The 6,315-nt window shown below is 61.4% G+C and carries 11 protein-coding genes; 5 read left to right on the top strand and 6 right to left on the bottom strand.

The genetic code is table 11. From position 1 onward, the window contains the following. Positions 1 to 305, bottom strand: a 305-nt coding sequence (locus AC629_RS50670; protein ID WP_210419094.1) for a hypothetical protein, incomplete at its 3' end; no start/stop codon positions are given. Positions 306 to 363: 58 nt separating this feature from the next. Here AC629_RS50670 and AC629_RS22590 point away from each other — a divergent pair. Continuing rightward, the gene (locus AC629_RS22590) at positions 364 to 810 is read left to right on the top strand and encodes a hypothetical protein (protein WP_084807178.1); all 447 of its coding nucleotides are present in this window, start codon (positions 364 to 366) and stop codon (positions 808 to 810) included. 127 nt (positions 811 to 937) lie between these two features. Next, the gene (locus AC629_RS47010; RefSeq protein WP_084807177.1) at positions 938 to 1,222 is read left to right on the top strand and encodes a hypothetical protein; all 285 of its coding nucleotides are present in this window, start codon (positions 938 to 940) and stop codon (positions 1,220 to 1,222) included. A gap of 19 nt (positions 1,223 to 1,241) precedes the next feature. On the opposite strand, the gene AC629_RS22580 is transcribed toward AC629_RS47010, so the two are convergent. From AC629_RS22580 to AC629_RS47005, 3 genes are all read right to left on the bottom strand, one after another. Further along, positions 1,242 to 1,607 (bottom strand): VanZ family protein, encoded by a 366-nt coding sequence (locus tag AC629_RS22580; protein WP_084807176.1) that lies wholly within the window; start codon positions 1,605 to 1,607, stop codon positions 1,242 to 1,244. Positions 1,608 to 1,986: 379 nt separating this feature from the next. Continuing rightward, the gene (locus tag AC629_RS48935; protein ID WP_245331973.1) at positions 1,987 to 2,436 is read right to left on the bottom strand and encodes a hypothetical protein; all 450 of its coding nucleotides are present in this window, start codon (positions 2,434 to 2,436) and stop codon (positions 1,987 to 1,989) included. Between the two features lie 31 nt (positions 2,437 to 2,467). Next, on the bottom strand, positions 2,468 to 2,641 hold the full coding sequence (locus AC629_RS47005; RefSeq protein ID WP_168195563.1) for a hypothetical protein: 174 nt from the start codon (positions 2,639 to 2,641) through the stop codon (positions 2,468 to 2,470). 800 nt (positions 2,642 to 3,441) lie between these two features. On the opposite strand from AC629_RS47005, the gene AC629_RS47000 reads away from it, so the two are divergent. From AC629_RS47000 to AC629_RS22555, 3 genes are all read left to right on the top strand, one after another. Further along, positions 3,442 to 3,597 (top strand): hypothetical protein, encoded by a 156-nt coding sequence (locus AC629_RS47000; protein ID WP_168195562.1) that lies wholly within the window; start codon positions 3,442 to 3,444, stop codon positions 3,595 to 3,597. A gap of 276 nt (positions 3,598 to 3,873) precedes the next feature. Beyond that, positions 3,874 to 4,176: a hypothetical protein gene (locus tag AC629_RS22560; RefSeq protein ID WP_084807173.1), complete on the top strand. Its 303-nt coding sequence runs from the start codon at positions 3,874 to 3,876 to the stop codon at positions 4,174 to 4,176. Between the two features lie 51 nt (positions 4,177 to 4,227). Next, entirely contained in the window at positions 4,228 to 4,647 is a 420-nt protein-coding gene (locus tag AC629_RS22555; RefSeq protein ID WP_084807172.1) for a hypothetical protein, read from the top strand. Positions 4,648 to 4,759: 112 nt separating this feature from the next. Here the strand turns inward: AC629_RS22555 and AC629_RS22550 are convergent, their stop codons facing one another. Continuing rightward, on the bottom strand, positions 4,760 to 5,494 hold the full coding sequence (locus tag AC629_RS22550) for a metallophosphoesterase family protein (protein WP_084807171.1): 735 nt from the start codon (positions 5,492 to 5,494) through the stop codon (positions 4,760 to 4,762). Positions 5,495 to 5,669: 175 nt separating this feature from the next. Next, on the bottom strand, positions 5,670 to 5,948 hold the full coding sequence (locus tag AC629_RS22545; protein ID WP_084807170.1) for a hypothetical protein: 279 nt from the start codon (positions 5,946 to 5,948) through the stop codon (positions 5,670 to 5,672). Positions 5,949 to 6,315 lie beyond the last annotated feature (367 nt).

Here is a 6,315-nt window from a genome sequence, read left to right as displayed (position 1 = left end):
CCGCGCGCCTCGAGGCCGCGAGCGCGGGCACACAACGGCCAGAGCCCGGGGCGCAGGATCAGGCGATGCTCGACGATTTCTTCGCGCGTTACACGATGGAGCGCGAGCGGGACGTTCACCGGGAGTTTCTGCAAACGCTTGGACTTGCGTCGATCGCTGCCACGCGGCGCGTCGAGGCAGTCGAGACCGCGGATGGCGGCATAGAATTGTTTTGACAGTGCCGCCGGCGTCGTGCGTTGGCGACAATTCGATGGATTGGATTTTCGGAGCGTTAACCCTGCCGAAAGGGACGCCGGTTCGGTCATTGTCGCGCCCCAGAATTGATCGCAAATACGAGTCAATTTTCACGTCGGGAAATTTCCCATGCTGAGAGACGGTAAATACGCTGCCTGGTTCAGGACTGCGCGTGGCCAGGGCACCGGCGTCGTGGATTTGACCGAAGGCCGCATCTTGGGCCGCGACAGCTTCTTTACTTATGGTGGCTCTTACCGCGTCGACGAGGAGCGCTTCTCGGCCGTCCTGACCGTGAACCGGCACGCTGACGGCCCGCCAAGCGTGTTCGGGCCGGACGAGGTCGAGGTCAACCTCTTGGGAGTGTGCAACGGCCTGTTGGCGACCTGTTCGGGAACGGCCAAGGAAGCGCCCGACGTGAAGTTCGAGGCGACGCTGATCTACAGCCAGGAAGACGCGCCGGCAGCAGACACTCGATCCGCGGTCGTGAAGCTCAATGCCGACAAGTTGCCCAAGGGCCTCGACAGTCGCTCCCGGCCGCGCCATCCGTTCACTCCGCCCAAAGCTCCCATATCTTAGAAGGCGCCCGCGCCTTAGCGTGGCATTGACGCTGTTGTCGCGAAAACATGGTGCGACCGCACCGTGGCAACCCTGCCTTTAGAGGTGAAATCTAGGTTGAGGCCCATAACAAGGGACGGACAGGGACATGCCTCAGATCTGGATGACATATGACGAACTCGCGACGCTCAGCGGCTGTAGCGCTGCCGAGGCCAGGATGCAGGCGCTGCATCTGTCGCTCGATCGCCGCAAGAGCCGCGACGGGAGCACCCGCGTCAAGCTGAACCTCGCATTGATGGCGCGGTTCTTCGAGACCATTCGCGAAGCCGAATTCGACCTCGATGAGGCGATTATAGCGTTGCGCGATACCCATCGGCAGATGTCCGGGGTTCTCGCGGCCGATCAGTCGAGCTTGCGGCGCGGAGTGGCGTGAGTTCGCTGCACCGACGGCCCTAGGACGGCGGTCTGGGCAGGAAAGCCAAAATCGTCTGGGCGAGCAGGACGCCGACAGTGCCGCCGGCGGCCTTTTGCAGCATGTCGATAAACCGGGGATCGCGATCCGGCGTCACCGCCTGCAAAACCTCGAGCCCGACCGCGACGGCGACCACGAAGGCGCAAGCCGGTGTGAAACGCCCCGGCAGCAGGAAGGACAGAAGGAAGCCCAATAGCCCGTAGGCGCTGAAACGCTCGATGACGACCACCCAATAGGCCTCCGCATGGCCTATGAGCGCCGGCCGCCCCGCGAGCTTGGCAAACGTGGCATATATGATGAGCGCGAGACAGATTCCCGCGGCTGCAATGACGTGGTTGCGGCGCATGGCACCAGCATAGCTTGTCGGCCAGTTGGTCGCTTTCGAAAGCCGGGAACATCGTTAAGGTCCCCACACTCCGTACAGGGACTTCAGCCCCGTCGGTTCGCATTGGGACATGGTCGGACGGCGCATTTCGGCAGCCTGTCCAAATTCGGGCCAGACGGCGCCGTCAGGCCACCGGGGGCGTTGTCGTCGATCGGGGCCGCGGCCGCAATCGCGGCGCACCGCCAGGCGAGCATGTCGCCGTTACCCGAAACCTAATCACCGATGCTTCTGGTTGTATGAGGGGTTCACAGGCCGCCGCGATGCGGATCGGCTCTGAAGGTCTTCCGACGGCGCGAAGCTGCGCCGGATCGCATGACGAAGCCGTTCGCAGGGATCGTGTTCAGCGCCGGTTGTAGGACCAGCCCTTGTCGACATCGGTTGGGTAGTGCGCCGCGAAGTACGGATTCTTGAGGCAGTTTCGCGCGGGATCATAGATCCAGTCCGCGCATTCCCGGAAGTTCAGGAATCGGCAGTCGAAACCAAAGGCGCACCACGGCGCGCCGTTCGGAAATCCGAACCGCACAGGGACTTGCGCCGACGCCATTGAAGGCAGAGCCAGGAGCAAGGCTACGGCGAGTGCGCGGGACAGCATGGTGCATTCCTCCAACAAACGATCGGCCGGATATTGACGCCGGTCGAGCAACGATTTTCCGCCGGAAAGCACGGCATCAATCTTTGTCGCCGGATAGCTTAACATCCAGGCGTGGAGAGATCGAGAGTGCTGAAGGGGGCGGGCTGCGTCGATTGTGGCATTCATACAGCGATTGATGAAGGAGACGCACACGTCCATGAATTGTCGCGCACGGCCAACGCGAAGGACGCTAGCTCTTCTTGGTGCCCTTGGATTTCAGCGACAGGCCGAGGCGCAGGGCCATACGCTTGATCGCATCGGGCGAGCGCCCGAGAAGTTTCGCCGCTTCTTCCAGCGAAGTCGAAGACTTGGCCAATTCCATCAGCCGGCGGTCTTCCTTGAAGGACCAGGGCCTGCGCGCCATAACCGAAATCATCCTCTCGTGGACACAACGACAAAGCCGCCAAGCGGACCCATGTCCGCTCGACGGCTCTACTTGGGTGGGGCCGGGCCTGGGGAAGCCCGGTGAGAAGATGGATATGCGATCCGCCGGCATTCGCAATAAACACCGTCTATTAAGCTAACTGCTCAACCTTACCGGGACAAAATCGGCATCCAGCGCTCCGTATAACCACGGAGTTTTCATTACCCGAGGCCGATGCGCGCGCGGTTGGCCGCGGTCGAGGATGTTCTGCCACCGTGTCCGCTCGTCGCAGAACCAGCGGATGGTCTTCGCAAGTCTGCTCTCGAAACTCTCGCGGGGCCGCCAGCCGATATCCCTGACACCGGCGCGCCAGCAACCTCTACTTGCTGATGGATGGCGCGGCGGGTGCAAGCCGGTTCTGGGCCGTCGACGGCCGCTCGGCTCGCTGGCCGCGGTCCCTTGTGCGAAGCCGAATTGCCGGAGCGGGGTATGCCACCTGCCGCAGCCAACAGTGGCGGACATCGCGCCATCCCGGAGATTTGGTCTTGCCGGGATCCTTTGCGCGCGGCCGGCGAATCGTCGCGACGGCACGTTGCGGAGTTGAAACTCAATTTGAATTGAATCACTGCGTGACGTTGATCCGCAACGACTGCGAACGAAGATCGATCCAATCGCGACGTACGCATGCGCCAGCGATAACGAGGAGCAGCGTTGCGCTTCACTCAGACAAACGGTCACGAGATCGTCGAATTCGTTCGGCTATGGTCGCGCAAACACCCACGAACAATCAGAAGACCGAGATGCTTCAAAAAGCGCGAGCGGCACTTCCTCTCACGAGGATCAGAGAACGGGCCTTTGAAGGCGCATTTTTCAGCGTTGCGCTGATCGCGATGGCGGGCTGGGTGTATTTCATCACGTTGTTGCTGGTGAGATTGTTCCTCTGGTTCTTCGGCTGAGCGCGTTCACTTCGCAAGCACGGCGCTGCTCAGAAAAACCCCTGGCAGGACAAGAAAATCAGCGGCGCTCATCATGATCTCGACACAACTCGCAGATGAGACTGGCAACGCGCTCGGTAACTTGGACGAATTCAGATGGTCTCAATCGTGATCCTGGTCTCGCTCCTCGCCGGCTCCGGTCCGGCAGAATAATTCATTGGCGAATCGCGGCGTGTATTCCGGGGATTTACAACCAGCGTACAGCTGCCGCTTGTATCAGGGCAGGGGGAGTGGGGCATGACGAGATCGCGGGTAGACGCCATGACGAGCCCGACGCACAACGCGCCGCGGCGGTATTTCGTCGATGCCGGAGGCCGGCGCGTCCTCATCGGCCTGACGCCCGAGGAGACGTTCGAGTTCGAGCGGCTCGACAGCGAGCAGGCGTTCGGCCAGGGAAGGGCTGTCCCCGGCGGCCGTGACTTGTGGCCGGATGCCCGCGAGCGGCGCCGGGTCGAGCTCTATGCGAAGCACGAGGGCGCCTGGAAGGCCTGGATGGCGAAAAGCCGGGCGGCGCGGCGCGAAGGGTTCAACCTTTATTAACCATCTCGGACCCATTTTCTGGTCTGGCGCCTCGAACCGGAAAGTGCACGCATGTTTCAGCTCTTCTTGCGGGCCCGCACCCCTAACTTCCTGAAAGACCGTTTCGGCGGCGAGCAGACGTTCCGCGCGCGCTCGCCCGAGCGCGATGCCGAAACGGATCGGACGCGAGTCGGAGCCATCATGATTGCGATCGAGGACGCCCTGCTCGCGGCGGAGCGGGAGCAGTCGGGCCTCGACCGCAGGGTGGAGGACGTGCTGGCGCGCGCGGCCGTGACGATCGGTAACGGAGACGACGAATATCTCGAGCGCGAGGCGCTGGACAATCATCACCAGGATCTGTTCGACAAGGAAATCCTGAACGGCCAGCGCCGTCTCAAGGAGCTGGGCGCTTCGATCGCCCATTTCAAGTTCCTGAAGGCGGCGGTGCTGAGCCGCTTTCCGGAATATCGGCCTGTCGCCGCCTCTCACTAATTGTTGGAGTGGCGCCCTTTTTAGGCGCTGATCGGCGCTTTCGACGCGCGCGGAACGGCGCGGCAAGGCGGACGAGTTCTTCGGTCGTCTCTGGGGCAGAGGCTGATAGTGTCTAGATCGCGAGCATGCTGTTGCCCTGGATGGACAGCAGCGTCAGATTGCCGGTGGCATACGCGCCGGTATCGATGTTGGCGCGGTTTTCCAGCAGCTCGGCCTGCCGCACCGGCGTATGACCGTGCACGACATATTTGCCGAAGCGCCTCTTGCTCTGGAGGAATTCGTCCCTGATCCACAACAGATCGGACTCGCGCTGTTCGGACAGCGGAATGCCCGGGCGCACACCGGCATGGACGAAGAAGAAATCCCCGCATGTGAATGTCGGCCGCAACTGGCGCAGGAACGCGATATGTTCCGGTGGCATCGCGGATGTGAGCTCGCGCACGAGATCTGGCAGTTCGTTCTTGCCAAGGCCCGGCACGGCCGACACGCCGTACGACATCATGGTCTGGAGTCCGCCGAACTGAAGCCATTCGGTGGCGCGAGAAGGGTCCTCGAGCACCGAAGTGAAATAGGCCTCGTGATTGCCCTTGAGAAAGACCGTGTTTCGGCGGCGGCTGCGCCTGATCAGGAGATCGAGGGTGTGGCGCGAGTCCGGCCCGCGATCGATGTAGTCGCCGAGGAAGACCTCGATCGCGCGATACGGCCGGCTGTTCGCCATGTCCGCATCAATGACGGCGAGCATCTGTTCGAGCAGATGCGCGCAGCCGTGGATGTCGCTGATCGCATAGATGCGCACCCCGTTCGGCAGCTTCGGGCGAGGCGAATTTCGGGGCGCGGTTGTGGGCATGGGGTCCCAACTCTTTCAGAGAGCTTCGCCCGAGATGTCAATATGCTATCGACGAAATCCGGACGCCACGAGCCGCTTTTTTCTCCAAACACGCGGGACGGATACCCCACTGGCGCGCCTGACCGATCGTTTGAGCAGTGCTGCGGATGGACGGGCCCTGCGCCTCTCGGCCCGGCTAGCCGAAACTGCGGCCGTCGAACGACGGCGCGGTCTTGCCGCGATAGGCCGGCGCTCGCACGCGGACCAGGAAGGCGCCGCAGAAGTAGCCGAGCTGGAGCACGGCTGCAAAGACGAGAATCAAGGCAACGGTATGAGCTGAAGTATGTCCCTGCCAGGCCGAGCCTGCACCGAGAATCGCCGCGCCGATAACGATGGCGGGCGGCAGGATGAAGATTCGGAATCGGCCTCCCAGCAACGATCCAATCAGCAGGCTGAAGACGGCAACGGTACTCACGACACAACTCCCCGAATTGGTCGCGAGTGTTAATGGCTGCGGCCTAATAACGGCTTAAGCGGCATGGTTGAATAGTCGTTCAAATGCACGCGACAATGCTGTACGAAAACTGATGCGGTTTGGTAGCAAATGCGGCGTGATGCCAACTAAATTGTCACGTATGTGACAGCACTTTGTGCATTCTCTTGCAGCGACGCTGCGTTGCATAAAAATCGATTTGATTTTTTCGGTGCACTGCCGCAATGTCGCTGTGTTTAGTTAAGATATACTTCGTCGCACGTCGAAAATTTGGATCGATTTGCTCGCAATATTGATTGCGAAATACGGGACGAGGCAGCGAGGTTCGGATGGCTGTAGCAACTTACGG

It is taken from the genome of Bradyrhizobium sp. NAS80.1 (assembly GCF_001908205.1).
GTDB lineage: Bacteria > Pseudomonadota > Alphaproteobacteria > Rhizobiales > Xanthobacteraceae > Bradyrhizobium.
Note: the sequence above shows the minus strand (reverse complement) of the source record. Positions and strands in the feature narration are given on the sequence as shown.

Excerpts from the sequence above, each read along its gene's own strand:
- AC629_RS22590 (WP_084807178.1), top strand. The coding sequence starts at position 364 with ATGCTGAGAGACGGTAAATACGCTGCCTGGTTCAGGACTGCGCGTGGC.
- AC629_RS47010 (WP_084807177.1), top strand. The coding sequence starts at position 938 with ATGCCTCAGATCTGGATGACATATGACGAACTCGCGACGCTCAGCGGC.
- AC629_RS22580 (WP_084807176.1), bottom strand. The coding sequence starts at position 1,607 with ATGCGCCGCAACCACGTCATTGCAGCCGCGGGAATCTGTCTCGCGCTC.
- AC629_RS48935 (WP_245331973.1), bottom strand. The coding sequence starts at position 2,436 with ATGGACGTGTGCGTCTCCTTCATCAATCGCTGTATGAATGCCACAATC.
- AC629_RS47005 (WP_168195563.1), bottom strand. The coding sequence starts at position 2,641 with ATGGCGCGCAGGCCCTGGTCCTTCAAGGAAGACCGCCGGCTGATGGAA.
- AC629_RS47000 (WP_168195562.1), top strand. The coding sequence starts at position 3,442 with ATGCTTCAAAAAGCGCGAGCGGCACTTCCTCTCACGAGGATCAGAGAA.
- AC629_RS22560 (WP_084807173.1), top strand. The coding sequence starts at position 3,874 with ATGACGAGATCGCGGGTAGACGCCATGACGAGCCCGACGCACAACGCG.
- AC629_RS22555 (WP_084807172.1), top strand. The coding sequence starts at position 4,228 with ATGTTTCAGCTCTTCTTGCGGGCCCGCACCCCTAACTTCCTGAAAGAC.
- AC629_RS22550 (WP_084807171.1), bottom strand. The coding sequence starts at position 5,494 with ATGCCCACAACCGCGCCCCGAAATTCGCCTCGCCCGAAGCTGCCGAAC.